Genomic DNA, 20,678 nt, shown 5'->3' with positions numbered 1-20,678 from the left:
AGAAGGGGAAGCTTCATTTATGAACCTGAAGCTTCCCTTTTTCTTTCTTTACTACCGGTTGTGTCGCACCTGGACTCTTTTCCCGAAACATCGTGATGATGGCAACGGATGCGATGATCATGACAGCAGCAATCAAGGTTTGGCTTGTCAATTGTTCATCAGCGAGCAGCCAGCCTAGAAATACTGCAACAATCGGGTTCACATAGGCGTACGTGGAGACCAGAGAAGGCTCTGCATTTTTCAAAAGCCAAATGTACGCCGTGTAGGCAACAATGGAACCAAATCCAACTAAATAGCCAAAGGCAATCCAGGAACGCAGGGAAATCTCCGTTATATGCAGCTTCGTCCAATCGTCGAGAAACAGCGACGCGATCCCCAGCAAGCTTCCTCCGATGATCATTGCAAGGCCGTCGCCATCACAGGTGAGGCTGGGAGCTTTGCCTTGCGAGAATACAGCGATCCCACTGACCAGCAGATCGAGGCAAACAGAAGCGCCAAAATTCCGATGGTATCGATCCCTTGATTGCCTGTGCCCTCGGGATTGACAACCAACACAGCGATCCCCGCTAATCCAAACAGGATTCCTCCCATGACTCCAACTGTTGGCTTTTGCTTGCTGCCACCGATCCAGTTGAAAACGAGAATCCATAATGGAACCGTAGCGATTAGCAAGGACGCGATTGCTGACGGTACCTTGAGTTGTGCCCATGCGACTACACCGTTACCTCCGAGAAGCAGCAACGCCCCAACAATTCCGGCCCCTCTCCATTCTGCTGCACTGGGCAGCTCTGCTCCTTTCCAACGCCCAATCAGGAACAGGACCAATCCCGCCAGAAAAAATCGCGCTCCCGCCATAATAAAGGGTGGCATCGATTCAATGGCGATCTTCATTCCGAGATAAGTGCCTCCCCAAAACAGGTAGACCGCTAGCAACGCAATCGTAACGACAAATAATTTCGAATCTTTTTTTCCTGTCATTGTGTTTCCACCCTGGCTTTCAAATTTCTTTCCTGCCATCCTCGTAGATCGTCGATAAAATGAAGGTCGTAGAGGTTTCTAGTATTTCGTCAAACTGGACCATTTCATCGATCAGATTGGTGATATCTTCCGGTGCCGTCGCACGTACTTTTAGCATCATACACCACTCTCCCGCGAGCCGCTGGCATTCGATGATGGTCACGTTCGGTACCTGAACGTTCACAATCTTTGCTGTCATTTCTTTGAAATCCTGACATCTTGCTTTGACGAAGATCAATACCTTCAGCCTTTGCTCTAGTTTTCTCCAGTCAATGATGCCACGGTATCCCTTGATAACGCCATTCTTTTCGAGCTTGGCAACCCGTTGGTGGACAGCCGGTCGCGAGATGTGCAGCAGCTTGCTGATTTCCTCATGAGATATCCTTCCGTTTTCCTCGAGCAATTGAACAATTCTCAGGTCAACCTCATCCATCACATACCTCCTGTGGTTATAGTAGCATATTTTCCTTCATATAGACCATTCGTACTCTATATTGACCGAATTCAAACGAATAGTAAATACAGAACCAAGATATCAAAAATATAATGCCAAAAAACCGTATTGAAAGCCCCCTTATCATTACGATTCGTTACTTAGGTACCCATACAAAAAAGAACAAGCCCCCGCTTGATTGTAAGCGGGGACCAGCTTAGAAGCATCATCCTGATCATTCTCGTTTCTCAAACAACGCCATCCACTCATCGACTTGGATGGAAACGACTTGCTCTCCTTCTTTTTCAACTGCGAAGTAGGCTTGGATTTCTTCATCAGCACTTGTAATATGCGCAGTTACTTGCTCAACCTGCTCCTCAGTCTCAGTCGTACGTCTGACCCAAGTCGCATACGGGAACGTCTTTTTACGGATGCGAGAATGACTCTCCACCAGTCCCTCTTGCTCTATCCACGTTAACCATTCGGACCGTGAGTAGCTTCGTACATGACTGTGATCCCGAAGTTTCTCCAGCGTATTCACAAATTGATCGAGCTTTTCATCCTCTACTGCGATATTGTCGATCAGCACAAATTTTCCACCCGGTTTTAGGACACGGGCCACTTCTTTTACAAACGCCTCTGGGTTCGGGAAGTGATGAGCCGCGATTCTGCACCCGACTGCATCAAAGGATTCACTCAAAAATGGAAGTGCTTCCGCATCTGCAACTACATAAAAGACATTGCTTGCGTGAGATTTCAGATGGTTTCGTGCCGCTGTAAGCATCGGCTGCGTCAAATCAGTCGCAAATACTTGACCGACATGTGGAGCGATTGCCTTGGTAAGATGACCGCCACCCGTTGCCACATCGAGAAACACCCAATCAGGCGAAGGATTCAGCCAAGGCTTCAGGAGTCCGAGATCCTCTCCCGTAGCATGCGTCTGGCTATTCACATATTTTTCGGCATTCGCACCGAACTGCTGTCTGACTTCCTCTTTGATCTTTTTGTCATCGCGCATGAGAACCGCCCTCCACTATGCTTCTATTCTTCGTTCACGATTACTTTCTTCCCTCTCATTTTCATGATTAAGGGAACGGTGATCCAGAGAACCGCAATGATCAGAAACACCAGCGATACTGGCTTTTCAATAAAGATAGAAAAATCACCATTGGACGTCGTCAGCGCGCGTCGCAAATTGTTTTCAATCATCGGACCCAAGACCAAGCCAAGAACGAGTGGAGCCATTGGGAAATCGTTTTTCGCCAAAAAGTAACCCACGAGCCCACAGAGGAGCAACAAGACTAGATCAAATACGGAGACACGGACTGCGTATACACCAAACACGGAAATGGCAACGATCATCGGGATCAAATATTTTGGCGGTGTCTCAATCAGCTTCGCAAACACCTTTACGAGCGGCATATTGAGGATCAAGAGCATCACGTTTCCGATGAACATACTGGCGATCAATCCCCAAGCGATGGTCGGATGATCTTCAAACAAGAGTGGACCTGGCTGCACGTTGTACATAATCAGTGCGCCCATCAATACCGCTGTCGTCCCTGTACCTGGAATACCCAAGGTCAGAAGTGGGATCATCGCCCCACCAGATGCTGCGTTGTTTGCCGACTCTGGAGCCGCTACCCCAGCGATTGCCCCTTTGCCGAATTTTTCAGGCGTTTTGCTGATTTTCTTTTCCAGCAAATAAGCGAGGAAGGATGCCAGTGTTGCACCAGAACCAGGAACAATTCCTTTAAAGAATCCAACCAGCGATCCGCGGAGAATCGGTCCGGCACTTTCCTTCAGGTCTTGCTTGGTCGGTAAAATTCGGGAGATTTTGGCGATCTCCCCCTCGTTGATATCACGTTCTAGGATCGTCTTGAACACTTCCCCGAGGGCAAATACCCCAACGGCAATCGTCAAGAATTCCAAACCGGAATAAAGCTCGGGCATATCAAAGGTAAAACGCGCCACGCCGGAGACGTTGTCCAGCCCGATCGTCGCGATCAATAAGCCGAAAACCGTCATCATCAATGCTTTAGTGACGGACTTGCCTGCCAACCCGCTCAGTGCACACAACCCCAAGATCATCAGCGAAAACTCATCTGCTGGACTGAGCTTGAGCGCTACTTCAGAGAGTGGCTCTGCCAAAAATACCAGACCGACAAGCGAGACAAGCCCTGCAAAAAACGAACCAATCGCAGCGATGGAGAGAGCAACTCCCGCTCTTCCCTGCTTGGCCATCGGGTATCCGTCCAGTACGGTTACGACAGAAGATGACTCACCAGGTGTATTCAACAAAATCGAAGTGGTAGAGCCGCCGTACATCGCTCCGTAGTAGACCCCTGCCAGCAAAATAATGGCGCTGGTCGCCGCTGCTTCTGGCGGCAGTCCACTCGTCAACGAAGCTGTCACTGGAATCAACAAGGCCACGCCACTGATTGGCCCAATCCCTGGCAATACCCCGACTACTGTCCCGATCAAGACGCCGACAAACGCAAAGATGATATTTTGCCATTGCAGGGCAGTGGCAAATCCGTTCAGCAAATAGTCAATCGCACCCATTTCATCCACCTCCTACAAGCCTAACCATGTTGGTAAACCGGGCAATGTGCCATCGAGAACTTCCACGTACAACAAGTAGACACCGAACGAAAACGCACCAGAAATGAGCAAGCTGTTGAGCCATTTTCCTTTTTGCATCGTCTGGAATCCAACCAAAAGGAAAAGGAAGGTACTGATCACGTAGCCGATTTCCTCTAAAAGCAATACGTAGAATAATGCCGAGACAAGAATGATGAGGAACCGTTTGTAATCGAGCTTTTGCTTCTCTTTCTCGCCCTCTTGCTTGTATTTGAACGTCTCATAAAATAATCGCAGGCTGAGCAGGATCAGCAGACTTCCGAGTCCCATCGGAAAAATGTTTGGTCCGACATTGCTACCGTAAGCGCTCGCCGAGATGTTTTGGCTGCCGACCACAAATGCTACGCCCAACACGAGAAAAATCAGACTGGCGAAGCGGTCAAATGTTTTGCTCACGTATGTTCCCTCCTGTTCGTACAAGAATCCAGAATGAAGGAGGAGAAGAATCGCTCCTTCTCCATCCCCCATCAAACCTTTTTATTTCGCCATTCCGAGCAAGCCCAGGATTTCCTTGAACATTTTTTCTTGCTCCCCCAGGTAGCTCTTGAAGTCTGCACCGTTTTTGTAGCCATCGTCCCAGCCGTTTGCTTCCAGCTCTGCTTTCCACTCAGGAGTCTCTGTCATCGCTTTCAATTTTTGCTCCCAGTAAGCAACAGCATCTGGCGTCATGTCTTTTGGTCCAAATACACCGCGCCAGTTGATCAGCTCCGTGTCATAACCGGATTCTTTGTACGTCGGGATGTCCTTGAACATACCTTTCAAACGCTCTGGGGATGAAACACCCAAGATTCTTACTTTGCCGGATTTCAAGTATTCACCTGAACCGGATACATCTGTAGCCAGTACGTCAGCATTGCCACCCAAGAGAGATGCGATCGCTTCTCCGCCGCCATCGTAAGAAATGTATTTCACTGATTTCGGATCAATTCCGGCTTTTACAGCTGGCATCAAAAAGGTCAAGTGATCAAGCGAGCCAGGAGCAGAACCGCCTGCAACCGTTACTTTGGTTGGATCAGCTTTGATTGCATCCATTAACGATTTCAGATCCTTGTATGGAGAATCGGCTGCTACTACGATCGCGCCGTAATCTTTCGTCAATTGTGCCAACGGAGTCATATCATTGTAGGAATGCGGGCTGTTTCCTTCTTTTTTCACATTGTTGATGACGATTGGTGTAGAGGGAAGTAGGAGCTTATAGTTGTTTTTCTTGTCCTGCGTCACGAAATCAGCCAAGCCAACTGCCTGTCCGCCACCTGGTTTGTTTTCGACGGAGATCGTCTTGTCTACCAGCTTCGTTGCTGACATCACCTTTGCGAGGGAACGCGCTGTTTTATCCAAGCCGCCGCCTGCACCCGACGGAGCGATAACCGAGATTGGTTTTTCCGGGTAGGTAGAAGCTCCTCCAGAGGATGCCGTCTGCCCACCACCGCCTCCACAGGCTGCGAGGCTAAGTGCCATTGCCGTAGTGAGGAGTACTCCGGTCCATTTTGTCCATTTGTTTGATTTTTTCATCTTTATGACCCCCTCGATTGATAGCGTTTTCAAATAAGTTAAGGAGATCATAGCATCCGATGAAAACGCTTCCTAGTTTGTTCAGATAATTTGGATAAACACCATATTTATGATTATTTTCATTTTTTTCACGCCAAAAAGACCTGCAGTTTTCCGATTAGGGAACGTACAGGCCTCGCTATTGATTCGACTATAAAACTGCGTCAGGCACTGGTCTCCTTTGGCTGTTTTATTCTTCTGTGACGGTTCGTCCATGCACGAGCGCCGAAGGAAAACAGCGTAAGGACAAGGACCAAACGGAACAGATGAAACGCCGTCACTAAGAGCGGATCGGCTCCTGTCGCCAAGGCAGTCAAGCTCATTTCGGCGAGTCCACCTGGCACCGTAGCCAAAATCGCCGTCACGATATCGGTAGCCGTCACGTAAAAAATGCCGATGGCAAGCACAATCACCATGACGAACAAGAACAGGGAATGCATGAGACCGAACAGAAAGAATCGGCGGTTTTTGGCGATGTCCTCTCGTTTGAAGCCAAGACCGATGCTGACCCCGATGAATATTTGCGCCCCTTGGACCAAGATGCTTGGCAACGCAGGACTCTCTCCTACAAGCGATGTATTCATCGAAATCAAAGCGGTCACGAGCAAGGCACCTAGCAAGAACGGAGCAGGGATATAACAGCGCGATGCAATCAACGCTCCAACGACACCAGCCACAAGAATCATGACTGTCTGCCCAATCCCCAGCATGTGTTCTGGAGTAGCCGTCTGTATGGCAGCATCGCTAGGTAGAAAAGTCACAAGATAAGGGGTACAAAGCACGACGCTGATCGCACGGATCGAGTGGAAAATCGTGATGACTTGTTGATTTCCTCCCGCCGTTTGCCCCACCGACACCATTTCCGATAATCCGCCGGGAATATTGCTGAAGATCGCCGTTATTCCGTCTACTCGGCAGACCTTATAAAATATCCAAGCGTTCACCAAACTGATCAAGATGGTCAAAATCGTGGTGATGAGCATCAAACCAATGTGCCCTGTCATCGCATCGACGATTTCAGGTGTCATTCGCAGACCAAGAGTAATCCCGATCACTGTCAATCCTGCTTGACGAAACCAACGGGGAATCCAAAGATTTTTGACCCCAAGCATATTACAAATAACGGTGGTGACTAGTGCTCCGAGCAGCCAAGGAAGTGGGCTGTGGATGGTAGCAAACAGCCAGCCTCCCAGTGATCCGAGCAGCAATGTAAACAGAATACGTAGCAGCATAAGCGTTCCCTCTCCTACTCTCCGACGTTGTATGAAGCTTCTAGGGTGGGGGTACACCTAGTGTAAAACAATTGTTCTCGCAGCAAAAATACAAAATGGTTATCGTTGGCGATTCCTTGTATGAATAATAAAAAAACTGCTGGCTCCCGAGTCGAGAGTTCCCAGCAGTTCCTTTTTCCCGGCTTAATCGATGAATGATATCTCACCCTGCTCTATGAAACGCACAAATGCCTTGACCATTTGCAATTCCATCGAGTCGGCATGATAAAACATCCAGGTACTTCGTTTGATCGGCTCCCCCTCTGCGGTGGTCAGCTCAATCATGTGCAGATCATCTTTGCCATTCAGCACGCCTCGCGGAAGGATGGCGTATCCCAAACCGCTTGCTACCATTTCACTGCATGTATCCGCCTTGTCGACCTCCATGCCAATCAACGGCGGTTGGGAAAATCTTTCCGTCCACCAGCTGTCCACCAACGCTAGCAGCATGGGGTCCGTCTCATAGTCGATTCGTGGCAGGGTGGGCAGGTCGTCAATCTGAATCAGTTCTGTGGATACGACATAGACCGATTCCTCGAACAGCAAGTGCTTTTGGTCGGACCAGTTGTAGCTTCCCCGGACGAAGCCTACGTGCACGTCCTGATTATACACGGACTTGTAGACATCTTTGCTCCATCCGGTCATCACCTTGTACTCGACGTTTGGATAGATCTCCTTGAACTTTTTCAAGATCATCGGGAGCTTGTACCGTGCAAAATAGTTGGAAACCCCCAGCCGAAGCGTACCATTGACCTCGTCTCCCATGTTCAAGACATGCTCCTTAATATTACGCAGTCTGAGGAGCATTTCATCCGCGCATTTGGCCAAGTATTCGCCTTGAGGAGTGAATTGAACACCTCTACTCCCCCGTTGCACGATCTGTACGCCAAATTCTTTTTCAATTTGCCGCAGTCGTTTGGTAAGCGCAGGCTGGGACAAATACAAGCTTTCTGCTGTTTTTGTGATGTTTTGTTCCTGATACAAGGTTTGGAGAATGTACCAATCGCGATATTCCATGGCTATAGTGTCTCCGCATGATTATTTGTCACTTCTTTATTTAACACATTTTTCTCCTTCCGTTTCAAATAGTTTCCAATCACGATCACCAGAAGTGCCAATGCTACCGGCAAAATCATATGCAGTGAAGGCATTACCCCCTCCAGGAAGCTGCCAACTGCTTTGTCTCCTACAATCATTTCTCCTGCTGTATATCCGAGCAAAGCCGCCCCCAATAATACGATAATAGGAAAACGGTTCATCAGCTTCATCAGCAACTGGCTTCCCCAAATGATGAGCGGAATACTGATGGCAAGACCGATGATGACCAACACCAGGTTCCCATTTGCTGCTCCCGCTACGGCAATGACATTGTCCAGACTCATAATCAGATCGGCAAAAATGATGGTTTTAAGTGCCTCAACAAAACTCGCTCCACCACCAATGTGACTGTCCTCATCTTCACCTTTTAACAGCTTGACCGCAATCCAGATGAGCAAAAGTCCTCCGACGACTTGGACAAACGGGATATTCAACAGCCAGATGGCAATGAAGGTAAGGATGATCCGCAGTCCGATTGCACCGAAGCTCCCCCAAAAAGTGGCTTTCTTCTGCAGCTCTGGACTCAGGTTGCGACAGGCAAGGGCAATAACGACTGCATTGTCTCCGCTCAGAACCAGGTTAATCATAATGATTTGTAGTAAGCTAAGTAAGGATTCTGTCATGATGTCTCCCTCCAAAATTGCTGATATTGACAATAATAGACCTATCTTTTCGTTAGTGCAGTATTATTTCTATTATTTGCATATATTTTTTTTGGAAGACAGGCTACTTCTTATATCCATACACAGAATAATCGGCCCGCACTTTTCGAATCGCTAGCCAAACCGGCAATCCTCTCGCTACCCAACGTAGGGCAGACATAATATTTTGTTCATTTTCAAACTGCTCGACAATGATGATGGTCTTTTCATTGATGTACGTCTGAAGTTCCTCCCAGTCCATTGCGGAATAGCGGTCATTTCCGTACGTTTTCAGCGCCAAAAAGTCTTCGCGTTTTGGGTCCTTCAGCTGGAGAAGATGTTGAATGGCTCTCGCGCATTCGGGATGAATGCTATTATTCATGATGTCATGCCTCACTTTGGTACGGGATGACTTTATGTTAAACGATTGCAGCAAGCTTCGCACGCAAATAAAAAAGGCCATCATCACTTTGGTAGGATAACGACCTTTTGTGCTTCTGTTGATTCAGTTTTTCTGCTCTGGTCTTCGTCGTCCGCTGTCTCATGTCAGCAAAAGTGAAAATGCTTCTGTTGAGCTCTGGGTTTCTTTTGCCTTCACGGGCCAGCTTTTCCCGTTGCTTGCGTGCTGCGGTTTTTGCCATTGTCTTTCACTCCTTTTTTACAATGAATACCGTCCTTGGTTTTATCATAGAACGCTTCCTGTGTTGTTGCAACAAAAATAGTATAATCGCCCTGCTCAGTATTGCTTGTGACAGGGCGACTTTTATTGAACGGAAAGCTTACCTCGTCTTAATGATCACCGTCATTTTTTGCTTCATTTTTGTATCCTCAATCATTCCGATGATCTCCGCTCGTTTCCATACCACAAATTTATGCTCTTGCCCGTTATGCATCTTGATTTTCATTCCGTTTGGGATCACGAACAGCGTATTCCGATTTTCAACTGCCGCAATATCTTTCAAGTTTAATTCGAGAGGTTGTGTTTGAATATTGAGACTGTGTGGTTGGAAATAGAGTCTTTCACTTGTAATCGTTAACTTCCCACCTACACCTTCCATTCCTCTGAATAGGTTTGCCGCTATATTCTCTTGCACGATCGATTCGTTTCGCCTGAGTTCCATTTCTTCCTTTTCCCCTCCGACATACGATTCCGTTTTTTCTCGAATTGGTAGGAACTTCATATTACCATAATTAGGCATTCACATGTACAAATCTCGGCCTTTTTTGCTACTGCTTTATCCACCGCTCACTTCCTTATTCAACAAAAGCACTTGAGTATTCAACAACGCCCGAGACTTGAGCCAGCGCATTTTCTTGCAGCTCCAGAGCCATATATACCTCATCCGGTACTTCGAAAGGTGCTGTTATTCCCCAGTGTGAAGCTTTTTGGAAGCCAAACTTTGGGTAATATTCGGGATGGCCGAGAACAACAACAGATTGGTATCCCAGTTCTTTTGCTTTTTGGAGGGCTTCGAGAATTAATTTCTTTCCGATTCCTTTGCTTTGGTAATCAGGCAATACTGACACTGGGGCAAGTGCAAGTGACTCTATTCTCTGATTGTCATTGCAAATATGTATTTTCGACAAAAGAATATGTCCCACGATTTCTTGATTTTCTTCATCAATCGCAACTAGAGATAACGCTGGGATGAATGCATCAGATTTTCTGATGCGAGACACCAATTCATGTTCTTTGTGATCGCTGAACTCCGAATTCGCGAATGCACTTTTTACGACTAGTTCCGTAACGGAATAATCATCTACCTGTTCTATTCTGATCCTCATATTCATCGTTCTCATCTCCTACTTCCATATCGTTTGTGTTGCCCATATGTTATCACATCTATACGGCAAAGCGCCCTGCTCGTATGCCTAGAGACAGGGCGCTTCGTTTGTTTACGGACACAGGTTAATAGGTAAACTTATTGATCAATACTTTCAGCTCTTCCGCCAATGACGACAAGGATTGAGCGGAGGATGAGATCTCTTGCATGGAGGCGAGCTGCTCCTCAGTAGAGGCTGCTACTTCCTCAGCTGTTTCGGCATTACTTTGCGCAATGGTGACGAGCACATTGGCTGTCGCAGTTACTTCCTGAACAGCAGCCAAGATTTGCTGTGCGATCAAGGAAACCTCTGCGATATGCGGATTGGTCAGTCTGGTGCTCTCCATGATGCCTTCAAACTTGTGAATCGTCTCCTCCGAAACGTTCAAGCCTTCTGCAACATCCAGTCTGACTTTTTCCATGTTGTCGACGGATTGCTTGGTCTCCCGCTGAATCTCTGTGATCAATTCAGAAATCTGCTTGGCTGACAATTGTGATTGCTCAGCCAACAGGCGCACCTCTGTAGCAACAACTGCAAAGCCTTTACCATGCTCACCAGCCCGTGCCGCTTCAATCGCTGCATTCAATGCCAGCAAATTCGTCTGCTGGGCAATTCCGCTGATGACATCCGAGATCGTGCCGATTTCCTTCGAACGATCATAGAGCGATTTGGTCATGCGATCCGACTGTTCTACCGATTCATGAATCGACTTCATTTGACTCATGACCTGAGCGACAAAGTTGCCACCTTCTTCTGCTTGAACCGTTGTTTGCTGAGCAGTGTCCGACAACATATTGACACTCTCTACAATCCGTGTGACCCCTTCCGAAATTTCCTGCAATGAACGAACATTTTGGTCGATTCCGCTCGTTTGTTGTTCCGCGCTGCCAGCTACCTCCTGAACAGCAGTCGTTACAAGCTCAGTTGCAATGCTCGTCTGCTGCGCACTCGCAGTCAATTGCTCCGAAGACGCTGCTACTTGCTCCGCTCTGGCCTCGACATCGGAAATGAGCGCGCGCAGGTTATCCTGCATCGAGTTAAACGCATGGCCGAGCTCACCAATTTCATCCGTTGACCGCACTTTAATCGGATCAGTCAAAATACCTTGGCTCACTCTGACCGCATGTACCTTCACTTCCCGGATGGACTGGAGAAGGGAACGCAGTACAGCTGCTACAAGGAGTCCTCCCAGCACCAAGCAAATCGTAATCGTCCAAAACGTTTGCGCGAAAATCGGCTGTGCAGCATCCTCAACCTCTGACAGGTACATCGACCCGGCAATTTTCCAGCCAGTAGCCGGATTCGTCACATAGTAAATCTGTTTCGGGATGCTTTGCTCCTCGTAATTGAATTGACCTGTTTCTCCTTGATACAAGTTATCGTAATAACTTTCTTGTGCCAGTGTTCCTGCCTGATTTTCAGGGTGGACAACATATTTCTTATTGCTGTCCACTACGATGACATCTCCATCGGAACCAATGCTGACTGAGTTTGCCAGTTGTTTGATCTGTTCAATCCCAACTGTAATGCAGATAACCCCTGCACCATCCTCCGTTGTTCTCGCTACCGCTACTAAAACCTCACCTGATACCGCCGAAATATAGGGCTCTGTCACGACGACAGTCCCCTTTTTCTCCATCGCTCTTTTGTACCAGTCTCTCGTCCGCGGATCAAACCCAGCCTGTACTTCTTGCTTAGGAGCACGGAAGTACTGTCCGTCAACCGTTCCCAGACTGATACTGGCCGCTTCCGAATGCATACCCATATACATATCCAAATGATGCATGATTTCTTCTTGAACCTCAGCTGATTTCACGCTAGGTGTGATATCTTTTGCCAAATAGTCAGCATCCTTCTTTTTTCCCTCAAACGTACTGCTGACGATGGAGTTGACCAAATCAACGTTTTCGTTGGCGCTGTCCATGATCTGTCTGTCAATTTCTTGTTTCGCTTGATGGTAAGCCAGGCTTCCAACGACAAAGGAAGGGACTAACAGAATCAAGAGAAATGTGATGATAAGTTTGGTTCGATAGCTACTGAACCAATTTCTAAGGTTATCTTTCACTTCATTTCATCTTCTTTCTAAGTTGTATTTGGATAAACGTTTCATGTTGGTGAAGTTCTAATTTTTTATATCGGTAACGAAGGAAACTTAATTAAGTAAAAAATATATAGAACTGTAATAGATATAAAAAAGCGGCCCCCGAGGCCATAGAAAAACCGCCCTGCTTATGAATGAAAGACAGGACGGTCGATATTGGTTGACTATTTAGTAGCGAAATTTATTGATCATCGCATTCAGCTCTTCTGCCAACGATGACAGAGATTGAGCAGAGGCTGAGACCTCTTGCATTGATGCGAGCTGCTCTTCTGTAGAAGCAGCTACTTCCTCTGCGGTCTCAGCATTGCCTTTTGCAATCAACGCCAGCTCGTTCGCTGTTACCTTCACTTCCGCAACAGTTGCCACGATTTGTTGAGCGATCGACGAGACCTCCTCGATACGAGGATTTGTTTGTTTCGTGCTTGTCAAAATTTCCTCGAATTTATCAATGGTACCTTTGGAAATTCGCAAGCCTTCCGAAACATCGCGTCTGACTTTCTCCATGGTCTCAACGGATTCTTGCGTATCGCGTTGAATTTCTATGATAAGGTCGGAAATTTGCTTGGCCGATTCTTGTGATTGCTCTGCCAACAGCCTTACCTCTGTTGCTACAACCGCAAACCCCTTGCCATGCTCGCCTGCTCGTGCCGCTTCGATCGCTGCATTCAGTGCAAGCAGGTTTGTTTGCTGCGAAATCCCACTGATCACTTCGGAGAAGGCAACAATGTCTCTGGAGCGTTCAGAAAGGGATTGGACCATGTGATTGAGCTGTTCCACAGATGCGTGAATCGAGTTCATCTGGCCCATCACCTTCTGAACCGATTCTCCGCCTTCACCAGCGTGAATCGTTGTTTGCTCAGCGATATCCGTCAATCCATGCACACTCTCCACAATTTGCGCTACGCCGTCTGATATATTTTGGAGAGAGTGGACGTTTTGATCAATTCCATTGGTTTGCTTTTCTACGCTGCCAGCAACTTCTTGCACGGCTGTGGCAACATGCTCAGTGGCGATGCTCGTCTGCTGCGCGCTCGCGGTCAATTGCTCAGACGAAGCGGCCACTTGTTCTGCTCTTGTCTCTACATTTGAAATGAGCGTGCGTAGGTTGTCCTGCATCGTATTGAACGCGCGGCTCAGCTCACCAATCTCATCATTGGATCGAACCTGGATAGGCTCTGTCAGTATGCCCTCACTCACTTTGACTGCATGTACCTTGACTGCTTGAATCGAGCGGATAATCGAGCGCAGTACAACCGTTACGATCAATCCTCCTACAAGCAAGCAAATGGCGATTGTCACGTATGTAAAGGTGAAGATAGGCTGTACAGAATTTTGTATCTCCGAACGATCCAGCTTGCCAGCGATTTTCCAGCCAGTCAACTCATTCGTCGTGTAGTGCACTTCTTGTTCGTGGCCTTGCTCGTCGTAACGGAAGTCACCTGAAGCACCCTCATACAATTTTTCAAAATGGCTCTCTTCAGCCACAGTGCCAGACTCTTTTTCAGGATGAACAACGAACTTTTTGTTGCTATCCAAAATCATGACGTACCCGTCGCTTCCGATACTGACCATGTCCGCCAGACTTTTGATCTGCTCGACGCCCATTATCATGCCAACGACAGCCGAGCCGTCATCCGTTGCTTTGGAAATGGAGACGAGGACTTTGCCTGTTGCCGCAGATACATACGGCTCCGAAATGACTGCCTTGCCCTTGTTTTCCATCGCTTTTTTGTACCATTCTCTCGTCCGCGGATCATAACCTGCCTTTGCGCCTACCATCGGGGATTCATAATACTGTCCGTCCACAGTCCCCAAACCAACACCAATCACGTCCGGAAGCATGCCTTTAAAGATGTCCAGATGGGGCATGACGAGCGCTGCACTGTTTTGGGTTGGATACATGGTTCTGTTGACCGTTTTGGCAAAAAAATCAATGGCATCCAGCTTAGGTTTAAACGTATTCGTCACTATCGAATTGACCAGCCCGACATTTTCTTTGGCGCTGTTCAAGATCTCCTTTTCCATCTCCTGCTTCGCCTGATTGGAAGCCAGCATTCCAACAACAATAGTAGGAACGAGCAGAATCAACAGGAAGGATGCAATTAGCCTCGTTTTAAAGTTTCTACTCCAATTTATTAAGCGAACTCTCACTATTTTCAACTACTTTCTAGGATGTATTGGGGAAATTTTCATCTTGGCATAACCCCAAACTAATATCGGCTAGGAATGGATGATTATGTAGTGAAAGTTTTACGAATCAAGTATTTATCTGTAAGTCACTTCAACCGCGCTTCATTTTCCCCAAGCGGATAAACTGTTCGTCACGTACACGCAGCTTTTCTGAGACAGCCGTATCCTTATACGAGTAAATACCTGCTCCTGTCTTGGTTCCGAGATTGCCTTCTGCTACTCTGTCTTCAATGATGGCGGGTGCTTTTGTCGAAGCATCCAGTTCTGGCGCCAGGTTATCCATCACACGCTTCCACGTATCGAGTCCGCCAAAATCCGCCGTCTCAATAGGCCCGACAAAAGCCCAGCGATAGCCAATGCCATCCTTCATCACCGTATCGATCTGGGCTGCATCTGCCACACCCTCTGCAAGCAAATGAAAAGCTTCTCTCATCAAGGCTGTTTGCAGCCGATTGGCGATAAAGCCCGGTACATCCTTTTTCAGCAAAACCGGGGACTTCCCGATCTCTTCCATCAACTGCATCGTCTTGTGAACAACTTCCTGCGCCGTGCTCTCGTGCCTGACTACCTCGACCAACGGAACCAATTGGGCTGGATTGAAAAAATGTGTAATGATAAAGCGTTGTGGCGTAGTTGCTTTTTCGATCAGTCGCGCAATCGAAAACGTAGATGTATTGGAAGCAATAATGGCATCTGGCCTCGCGTATTGCTCCAGCTTTTCAAACAGCTCCCACTTTAGCTCGATGACTTCTGGTACCGCTTCTGTGATGATTTCTGCATCAGATACTGCCGCTCGCAAATCCGTGGTCAGGACAATATGCTCGAGCGCTGCTGCTCTAGACTGGTCTGCAATCACTCCCTCTGCAACCAGAAGGGAAAGGCTGTGCTCGATGCTCGCCCTCGCTTTCATCAAAAACGCTTCCTGCAAATCGTAAAGAGAAACACGAAATCCAGCCAATGCGTATAGCTGCGCGATTCCATGTCCCATAACACCTGATCCGATAACAGCCGCATGCTTTTCCATAGAAAGAGCCTCCCAGGGGTGAAATAGGTTTACTAACAAAGCTTTCCACGATCAAATACCTAGTTCCTCCTAGCAAATTCCTACTACTTTTACCGAAATTCATCCCTATGGCGCTTGTTGGGGATGGCAAATTTCTGTACCATTAAAAAACATATAAGGATCCAATTATTGGATGGATGTTTTGTATATGGAGGTACACATGAAATTACTGAATAAAGTCGTGGTCATCACAGGAGCCAGTCGAGGATTGGGTCTTGAAATGGCAACTGTTCTGGCAAAAGAAGGAGCGATTGTTTGGGCAACCTCTCGATCCGCGCCTCATCCCAACGAAATCGCACACGCCGAACCCGGAAGTGTGACGAATATACAGCTAGACGTAACAGACGAGCAAAGTGTCCTTGCCCTTTTTGCGCATGTACAAAGGATATACGGGCGTCTAGATGTCCTCGTCAACAATGCAGGCGTCGGCGTGTTTAAGCCTGTTGAACAAACAAGCTTAGAAGAATGGGAGAATGTTTTCCGCACCAATGTAACCGGACTCTTTCTTTGTAGCCGTGAAGGATACAAAGTAATGAAAGCTCACGGTGGACGAATCATCAATATCGCTAGTGTCTCAGGATATATTCCTATTGCGGAAAACGGTGTTTATGGTGCTTCGAAATTTGCCGTCCAGGGCTTTTCCCAAATTTGCAATGAAGAATGGAAAAACGACAACGTAAGGGTCTCTACCATTTTTCCCGGCGCCGTTCATACAAACATGACGGAGGACCGGCATTTTTTTGATCCGAGTGCGATGCTCGTACCAAAAGATGTGGCAGATACCGTGTTAGATATCGCCTCCCGTCCCCTACACGTTCGAATCGATGAAGTCAAAATCCTTCCTCCTAAAGGCATTCTCTAAATGACAAATGAATAAGGAGAGTTTACAAATGCAGCAAATAGCAATAATCACAGGAGCAGGCAATGGGATCGGGGCCGCAGCAGCTAAGCTTTTGTCTCAGCATGGGGTTCGTGTCGCTGTTCTTGATGTACAAGTAGAAAAGGCACAAATAGTCGCCCAAGAAATTCATCAGGCAGGCGGTCAAGCCTTGCCCATTCGCTGTAATGTCGGTCAACGAGCGCAAGTTGAAGAAGCCATCCAGCTTGTGGAATCGCATTTCGGAGATATCACCATCTTGGTCAACAATGCGGGAGTGGGCGGTCCATTCCACCGCGTGGACGAAGTCTCCGATGAAGAATGGGATTGGATCATGAATACCAACTTGAAGAGTGTATTCCTATTTTGCAGAAACCTGTTGCCCAAGATGAAAGAAAGGAACTTCGGTCGGATCGTAAACATCGCTTCCATTCAGGGCTTGCTAGGCTCTGCACACTCATCCACCTACGTCGCTTCCAAACACGGCATGCTCGGCTATACGAAAACAATTGCTGCCGAGTGGGGAGAGCACGGGATTACTTGCAATGCCATCTGTCCAGGATATGTGGATACGGCGATGGGCGTACGTCCGGAGGATATTTCGGATTACATGAATCGGGTCATTGCCAAAAGTCCGGTGAAACGCGTAGCTCAGCCGTTGGAAATCGCCCAGATGATTTATCATCTTGTCGGACCGCATAGTGGGTACATCAACGGAGCGAGCATCACCATGGATGGCGGGATCAGTAGTCACATCGGAATTACGGATCAGTTGTCCTAGTTCGGACATGTAGAAAAAGCCGCATGCTCGGTCAGCTTCCACTGGGCATGCGGCCTTTTTTCCCTATAAAAAGCGGCGATGCACTTTCTTGCCGTCGTACGTAAACAACACTTGTCGATCCTCTACCATTGATTCCAGATGGACGGATTTTCCCCACATGGTATAGATGTAAGGCAATGTTTTTTCTACGTATTTGACATCCAGCTCCAGCCCCTCGAAATGATGCTTCAAGTACATCTCGCCAGAGCGTAAGTAATCCCCATCGTGCACGAGTACATAAGGGAATCCCCCGTTAACCCGTGTGCCCGCAAGACCATCGCGTACCTGCTCCCACTGCTTTTCCGCGACCACCCAATCGTTGCCCTGCTTGCCGAACATATACAAATCCAGATCACTGACGAGGTCCTTGGTCAGGAAGTTGCGAATGAAGCTGATATCGGACTCCAGCTCACGCACCTCGAAAATTTTCGCGCGTCCCTCTCCTGGCTTGCGTCCGAAGCGCTCCTGCTCTTCCTTCGTCGGATTATCCCAGCGTTTTTCGATGTCCTCCAAAATTTTCAGACCCAAATGATACGGGTTAATACTCGTCGTCGAAGGCTGAATGACGGAGGAATGCAGCTTCGCAAACTCGATCGTCTCCGATTCTGTCAGCTCCATTTCCCGCAGGATGCGCATATGCCAGTAGGTGGCCCAGCCTTCGTTCATGATCTTCGTTTCCATCTGCGGCCAGAAATACAGCATCTCATCCCGGATGATCGTCAGCACATCCCGTTGCCAATCGTCGAGGATATTGCTGTATTCCATAATGAACAGCAACAGGTCTTTTTCCGGCTCTGGCGGGAATTTGCGTGGTGCTTTTACTGGTTCGGCTTCCTCTTTTGCTTTGCGGTCCAATCCCCAGAGGTCGTCATAAGGGGATTGCCGTCCGTTCTTCGTCTTTTTGTTCGGCTCCTCTGGCTCTCGTTTCCAACGCAGCTTTGGACGTAGCAAGCTCGGGTCGATATGCTCCTGAATCGCCAAGCTCGCATCGAGCAAATTCTCGACAGCATCCTTGCCGTACTCAATCTCATACTGGCGAATCCGCTCTCCGCTGGCCGCCATGCTTTCGACCATATCCCGATTGGTGTTGGAGAAGCGCATATTGTTTTTGAAAAAGTCGCAGTGAGCAAGCACGTGAGCCACAATGAGCTTGTTTTGGATCAAGGAATTGCCGTCTAAAAGAAACGCGTAACAAGGATTGGAGTTGATGACGAGCTCGTAGATTTTGCTCAGATTCAGGTCATATTGCAGTTTCATCCTGTAGAAGGACTTTCCAAAGCTCCAATGACTAAATCGTGTAGGCATTCCATACGCACCAAATGTATAAATGATGTCAGACGGGCATATCTCGTATCGCATCGGGTAAAAATCAAGATTGAACCCTTTGGCGATCTCGGTAATTTCGTCAATGGATCGCTCCAGTTCTTTTCGCTCGTCGTTGGTCAAATCGTTTCGCCTCCCCCTTTTGCCGTCGGTCTACTTTATGTATATGGGGGACCGCGCTAAAAGACGCCAGCCTTCCGAAGAAAAAAGGCATCCCCGATTGGAGACACCCTTGATTTGTTTACCATCTTACTTCTTAACCCTTAAACCAGTCGCGTACACCAGAATAAATAAGAGCTCCCGCGAATACAGTCACAGCGATGAGACCAACTCCATCTACCAACGGGTCCAATCCATTCAGGAAGGAACCAGCCACTGGTGCTTTCAGTAATGCGTAACCACCGACGAGACCTCCAACGTTGGAAATCCATTTGTTCATATTACGTCACCTCCCGTCGCAGCAGCCTGTAAGCGTTGCCACTGCGATACTTTACTCTATGTCGGAGGTTGACAAGCGGCTTGTATGGTAGTCCAAGGCGTGTTCACCAAATTACAATTGGGCTTTCATACCCGATTTACGTTAAAATAAAGAACGGATTATGTGAATAAAGGAGTGACGCACTCATGAAGCTGTTTTTGATGCTTGGCAGTATCAGTGGATTTCTTTCGGTTGCGTTAGGAGCTTTCGGAGCACATGCACTGAAGGAGAAGTTGGACGAGTATTCGCTGGGCATTTTCCATACGGGCGTGACCTATCAGACGACACATGCACTGGCTCTAGTGCTGGTTGCCCTGTTGCTCAATGGTACCCGGATTCTTCTGGCCTCGTTTGGGCGGGCTGGTGCTTTGCAGCTGGTACGTTGATCTTCTCCGGCAGTCTCTACACGCTGGCGATGACCGGAATTAAGGTTCTAGGTGCGATTACGCCGATTGGCGGAGTTTTGTTCCTCGCAGGATGGGCGCTGCTTGCGATTCATGCTTGGAAAACCGTATCGTAGACAAAAATCTTGCAAAAGGTTGGGATTTTCACTCCCAGCCTTTTTTTCTTTCCGCCATGACTTCAGCGGAACTTTGCCTGCCAATAACGCCAGCTCCTGGCACCCTCCATGGACGATTGCCATATGCTGTAGGGTTAGCAGTTACCCCACTCACAAGGAGAGGAAATCATGACAAAGCCCTCCTATACACGCCCCTCGTACTTTTATGGCGGAATACCAGATGTCTACATGCAGATGGGGTACTATCCGTTTCCCACTCCTTCTGCTACGGAACAGCTGAGTCGGAGTGTCCACATTCCGTATGCGATGTCGATGGCGGATCAATGTAAATACTTCATGGGGCAATCGGAAAAAATGATCGTGAGCAATGGGGCAATCGGGATCGCTGCCTTGTCGAATCCCTTGCGCTCCGGTGTTCATTTATTTGTCCATCACTGGATGATCACCAATCCATCCCCGCATCCGATAGAAGCACATTTTTTGTTTGGCAAAGGTTCCTCCCTCACTGGTGCAACTCTCTCACGCCAAGTGACTTCTGGTTATATTCAACTCCCCGCTTGTCCCGCCGCCCAAGGGCAAGTTTTGCATGGGGCTGGTATGACGGATACCTTTTCTGATCACATTCAGACCGCCACGCGAATCATTCCGGCATCCTCCACGGTTGAGGCGACCCCTGGCGGACAGTGGATTCTCGGACCAGGAATGGCGCTCATCGTTCGCGTTCCAAACACTGGTGAGAAGACATCCTTTTCCTTTTCAATAGACTGGTGGGAACAACCCGTATATGGGTAGCTCTCACTGGAACGCTTGAAGGACAAGTCTAGTCGC

General features: G+C 47.9%; 22 protein-coding genes and 1 pseudogene. 4 read left to right on the top strand and 19 right to left on the bottom strand.

All coding sequences use genetic code 11. From position 1 onward, the window contains the following. Window positions 1–13: 13 nt before the first annotated feature. The 17 genes from ACQ5DJ_RS11920 to ACQ5DJ_RS11840 all read right to left on the bottom strand — a co-directional run bounded on the left by ACQ5DJ_RS11920 (window position 14) and on the right by ACQ5DJ_RS11840 (window position 15,793). Window positions 14–400 (bottom strand): EamA family transporter, encoded by a 387-nt coding sequence (locus ACQ5DJ_RS11920; RefSeq protein ID WP_429842662.1) that lies wholly within the window; start codon window positions 398–400, stop codon window positions 14–16. Beyond that, window positions 397–978: an EamA family transporter gene (locus ACQ5DJ_RS11915; protein ID WP_429842661.1), complete on the bottom strand. Its 582-nt coding sequence runs from the start codon at window positions 976–978 to the stop codon at window positions 397–399. Before ACQ5DJ_RS11915 ends, ACQ5DJ_RS11920 begins: the two co-directional genes overlap by 4 nt. A 19-nt stretch (window positions 979–997) precedes the next feature. Further along, the gene (locus tag ACQ5DJ_RS11910; protein ID WP_429842660.1) at window positions 998–1,450 is read right to left on the bottom strand and encodes an Lrp/AsnC family transcriptional regulator; all 453 of its coding nucleotides are present in this window, start codon (window positions 1,448–1,450) and stop codon (window positions 998–1,000) included. A 235-nt stretch (window positions 1,451–1,685) separates the two neighbouring features. Further along, a complete protein-coding gene (locus ACQ5DJ_RS11905; protein ID WP_429842659.1) occupies window positions 1,686–2,468 on the bottom strand; it encodes a class I SAM-dependent methyltransferase in 783 nt (260 codons plus the stop codon). 23 nt (window positions 2,469–2,491) lie between these two features. After that, complete coding sequence (locus ACQ5DJ_RS11900) at window positions 2,492–4,015, bottom strand: tripartite tricarboxylate transporter permease (protein ID WP_429842658.1); 1,524 nt, start codon at window positions 4,013–4,015, stop codon at window positions 2,492–2,494. Between the two features lie 12 nt (window positions 4,016–4,027). Next, window positions 4,028–4,489, bottom strand: a complete 462-nt coding sequence (locus ACQ5DJ_RS11895) for a tripartite tricarboxylate transporter TctB family protein (RefSeq protein WP_429842657.1) — start codon at window positions 4,487–4,489, stop codon at window positions 4,028–4,030. Window positions 4,490–4,570: 81 nt separating this feature from the next. Next, on the bottom strand, window positions 4,571–5,605 hold the full coding sequence (locus tag ACQ5DJ_RS11890; RefSeq protein WP_414853327.1) for a Bug family tripartite tricarboxylate transporter substrate binding protein: 1,035 nt from the start codon (window positions 5,603–5,605) through the stop codon (window positions 4,571–4,573). 203 nt (window positions 5,606–5,808) lie between these two features. Beyond that, window positions 5,809–6,876: an AbrB family transcriptional regulator gene (locus tag ACQ5DJ_RS11885; protein WP_429842656.1), complete on the bottom strand. Its 1,068-nt coding sequence runs from the start codon at window positions 6,874–6,876 to the stop codon at window positions 5,809–5,811. 183 nt (window positions 6,877–7,059) lie between these two features. After that, window positions 7,060–7,932, bottom strand: coding sequence for a LysR family transcriptional regulator (locus ACQ5DJ_RS11880; protein ID WP_429842655.1), 873 nt, complete (start codon window positions 7,930–7,932; stop codon window positions 7,060–7,062). A 2-nt stretch (window positions 7,933–7,934) separates the two neighbouring features. Continuing rightward, on the bottom strand, window positions 7,935–8,636 hold the full coding sequence (locus tag ACQ5DJ_RS11875; RefSeq protein ID WP_429842654.1) for a TerC family protein: 702 nt from the start codon (window positions 8,634–8,636) through the stop codon (window positions 7,935–7,937). Window positions 8,637–8,739: 103 nt separating this feature from the next. Continuing rightward, window positions 8,740–9,036: a hypothetical protein gene (locus tag ACQ5DJ_RS11870; protein WP_261375916.1), complete on the bottom strand. Its 297-nt coding sequence runs from the start codon at window positions 9,034–9,036 to the stop codon at window positions 8,740–8,742. Between the two features lie 37 nt (window positions 9,037–9,073). Then, entirely contained in the window at window positions 9,074–9,295 is a 222-nt protein-coding gene (locus tag ACQ5DJ_RS11865; protein ID WP_429842653.1) for a hypothetical protein, read from the bottom strand. A 138-nt stretch (window positions 9,296–9,433) separates the two neighbouring features. Then, window positions 9,434–9,775, bottom strand: a complete 342-nt coding sequence (locus ACQ5DJ_RS11860; RefSeq protein WP_429842652.1) for a GRAM domain-containing protein — start codon at window positions 9,773–9,775, stop codon at window positions 9,434–9,436. 133 nt (window positions 9,776–9,908) lie between these two features. Continuing rightward, the gene (locus tag ACQ5DJ_RS11855) at window positions 9,909–10,445 is read right to left on the bottom strand and encodes a GNAT family N-acetyltransferase (protein WP_429842651.1); all 537 of its coding nucleotides are present in this window, start codon (window positions 10,443–10,445) and stop codon (window positions 9,909–9,911) included. Between the two features lie 118 nt (window positions 10,446–10,563). Further along, the gene (locus ACQ5DJ_RS11850) at window positions 10,564–12,543 is read right to left on the bottom strand and encodes a methyl-accepting chemotaxis protein (RefSeq protein ID WP_429842650.1); all 1,980 of its coding nucleotides are present in this window, start codon (window positions 12,541–12,543) and stop codon (window positions 10,564–10,566) included. Window positions 12,544–12,747: 204 nt separating this feature from the next. Further along, complete coding sequence (locus tag ACQ5DJ_RS11845; RefSeq protein WP_429842649.1) at window positions 12,748–14,730, bottom strand: methyl-accepting chemotaxis protein; 1,983 nt, start codon at window positions 14,728–14,730, stop codon at window positions 12,748–12,750. Window positions 14,731–14,860: 130 nt separating this feature from the next. Beyond that, complete coding sequence (locus tag ACQ5DJ_RS11840) at window positions 14,861–15,793, bottom strand: 3-hydroxyacyl-CoA dehydrogenase family protein (RefSeq protein ID WP_429842648.1); 933 nt, start codon at window positions 15,791–15,793, stop codon at window positions 14,861–14,863. 199 nt (window positions 15,794–15,992) lie between these two features. Between ACQ5DJ_RS11840 and ACQ5DJ_RS11835 the strand changes: the two genes are divergently transcribed. Beyond that, window positions 15,993–16,694 carry an SDR family oxidoreductase gene (locus tag ACQ5DJ_RS11835; protein ID WP_429842647.1) on the top strand — a complete coding sequence of 234 codons (702 nt, stop codon included), beginning with the start codon at window positions 15,993–15,995 and terminating at the stop codon, window positions 16,692–16,694. Window positions 16,695–16,722: 28 nt separating this feature from the next. Beyond that, window positions 16,723–17,490, top strand: a complete 768-nt coding sequence (locus ACQ5DJ_RS11830; RefSeq protein WP_429842646.1) for an SDR family NAD(P)-dependent oxidoreductase — start codon at window positions 16,723–16,725, stop codon at window positions 17,488–17,490. Between the two features lie 63 nt (window positions 17,491–17,553). Here the strand turns inward: ACQ5DJ_RS11830 and ACQ5DJ_RS11825 are convergent, their stop codons facing one another. Together ACQ5DJ_RS11825 and ACQ5DJ_RS11820 are read right to left on the bottom strand one after the other, a co-directional pair. Continuing rightward, window positions 17,554–18,975: a SpoVR family protein gene (locus tag ACQ5DJ_RS11825; RefSeq protein WP_429842645.1), complete on the bottom strand. Its 1,422-nt coding sequence runs from the start codon at window positions 18,973–18,975 to the stop codon at window positions 17,554–17,556. A gap of 133 nt (window positions 18,976–19,108) precedes the next feature. After that, window positions 19,109–19,291, bottom strand: coding sequence for a hypothetical protein (locus ACQ5DJ_RS11820; protein WP_429842644.1), 183 nt, complete (start codon window positions 19,289–19,291; stop codon window positions 19,109–19,111). Between the two features lie 185 nt (window positions 19,292–19,476). On the opposite strand from ACQ5DJ_RS11820, the pseudogene ACQ5DJ_RS11815 reads away from it, so the two are divergent. Both ACQ5DJ_RS11815 and ACQ5DJ_RS11810 read left to right on the top strand, forming a co-directional pair. Next, window positions 19,477–19,850, top strand: a pseudogene (locus tag ACQ5DJ_RS11815) (DUF423 domain-containing protein). A gap of 168 nt (window positions 19,851–20,018) precedes the next feature. Then, entirely contained in the window at window positions 20,019–20,642 is a 624-nt protein-coding gene (locus tag ACQ5DJ_RS11810) for a DUF6143 family protein (RefSeq protein ID WP_429842643.1), read from the top strand. The last annotated feature ends 36 nt before the right edge of the window (window positions 20,643–20,678 follow it).

Source organism: Brevibacillus sp. FIR094, assembly GCF_050477165.1.
Lineage (GTDB): Bacteria > Bacillota > Bacilli > Brevibacillales > Brevibacillaceae > Brevibacillus.
The sequence above is the reverse complement of the archived record's forward strand: the minus strand, read 5'-3'. Positions and strand labels throughout refer to the sequence as shown.

What these genes read in the sequence shown, in the direction of transcription:
- ACQ5DJ_RS11855 (WP_429842651.1), bottom strand. Translation starts at nt 10,445, where the DNA reads ATGAATATGAGGATCAGAATAGAACAGGTAGATGATTATTCCGTTACG.
- ACQ5DJ_RS11860 (WP_429842652.1), bottom strand. Translation starts at nt 9,775, where the DNA reads ATGGAACTCAGGCGAAACGAATCGATCGTGCAAGAGAATATAGCGGCA.
- ACQ5DJ_RS11865 (WP_429842653.1), bottom strand. Translation starts at nt 9,295, where the DNA reads ATGGCAAAAACCGCAGCACGCAAGCAACGGGAAAAGCTGGCCCGTGAA.
- ACQ5DJ_RS11820 (WP_429842644.1), bottom strand. Translation starts at nt 19,291, where the DNA reads ATGAACAAATGGATTTCCAACGTTGGAGGTCTCGTCGGTGGTTACGCA.
- ACQ5DJ_RS11840 (WP_429842648.1), bottom strand. Translation starts at nt 15,793, where the DNA reads ATGGAAAAGCATGCGGCTGTTATCGGATCAGGTGTTATGGGACATGGA.
- ACQ5DJ_RS11920 (WP_429842662.1), bottom strand. Translation starts at nt 400, where the DNA reads ATGATCATCGGAGGAAGCTTGCTGGGGATCGCGTCGCTGTTTCTCGAC.
- ACQ5DJ_RS11830 (WP_429842646.1), top strand. Translation starts at nt 16,723, where the DNA reads ATGCAGCAAATAGCAATAATCACAGGAGCAGGCAATGGGATCGGGGCC.
- ACQ5DJ_RS11910 (WP_429842660.1), bottom strand. Translation starts at nt 1,450, where the DNA reads ATGGATGAGGTTGACCTGAGAATTGTTCAATTGCTCGAGGAAAACGGA.
- ACQ5DJ_RS11810 (WP_429842643.1), top strand. Translation starts at nt 20,019, where the DNA reads ATGACAAAGCCCTCCTATACACGCCCCTCGTACTTTTATGGCGGAATA.
- ACQ5DJ_RS11915 (WP_429842661.1), bottom strand. Translation starts at nt 978, where the DNA reads ATGACAGGAAAAAAAGATTCGAAATTATTTGTCGTTACGATTGCGTTG.
- ACQ5DJ_RS11885 (WP_429842656.1), bottom strand. Translation starts at nt 6,876, where the DNA reads ATGCTGCTACGTATTCTGTTTACATTGCTGCTCGGATCACTGGGAGGC.
- ACQ5DJ_RS11875 (WP_429842654.1), bottom strand. Translation starts at nt 8,636, where the DNA reads ATGACAGAATCCTTACTTAGCTTACTACAAATCATTATGATTAACCTG.
- ACQ5DJ_RS11890 (WP_414853327.1), bottom strand. Translation starts at nt 5,605, where the DNA reads ATGAAAAAATCAAACAAATGGACAAAATGGACCGGAGTACTCCTCACT.
- ACQ5DJ_RS11870 (WP_261375916.1), bottom strand. Translation starts at nt 9,036, where the DNA reads ATGAATAATAGCATTCATCCCGAATGCGCGAGAGCCATTCAACATCTT.
- ACQ5DJ_RS11835 (WP_429842647.1), top strand. Translation starts at nt 15,993, where the DNA reads ATGAAATTACTGAATAAAGTCGTGGTCATCACAGGAGCCAGTCGAGGA.
- ACQ5DJ_RS11880 (WP_429842655.1), bottom strand. Translation starts at nt 7,932, where the DNA reads ATGGAATATCGCGATTGGTACATTCTCCAAACCTTGTATCAGGAACAA.
- ACQ5DJ_RS11900 (WP_429842658.1), bottom strand. Translation starts at nt 4,015, where the DNA reads ATGGGTGCGATTGACTATTTGCTGAACGGATTTGCCACTGCCCTGCAA.
- ACQ5DJ_RS11905 (WP_429842659.1), bottom strand. Translation starts at nt 2,468, where the DNA reads ATGCGCGATGACAAAAAGATCAAAGAGGAAGTCAGACAGCAGTTCGGT.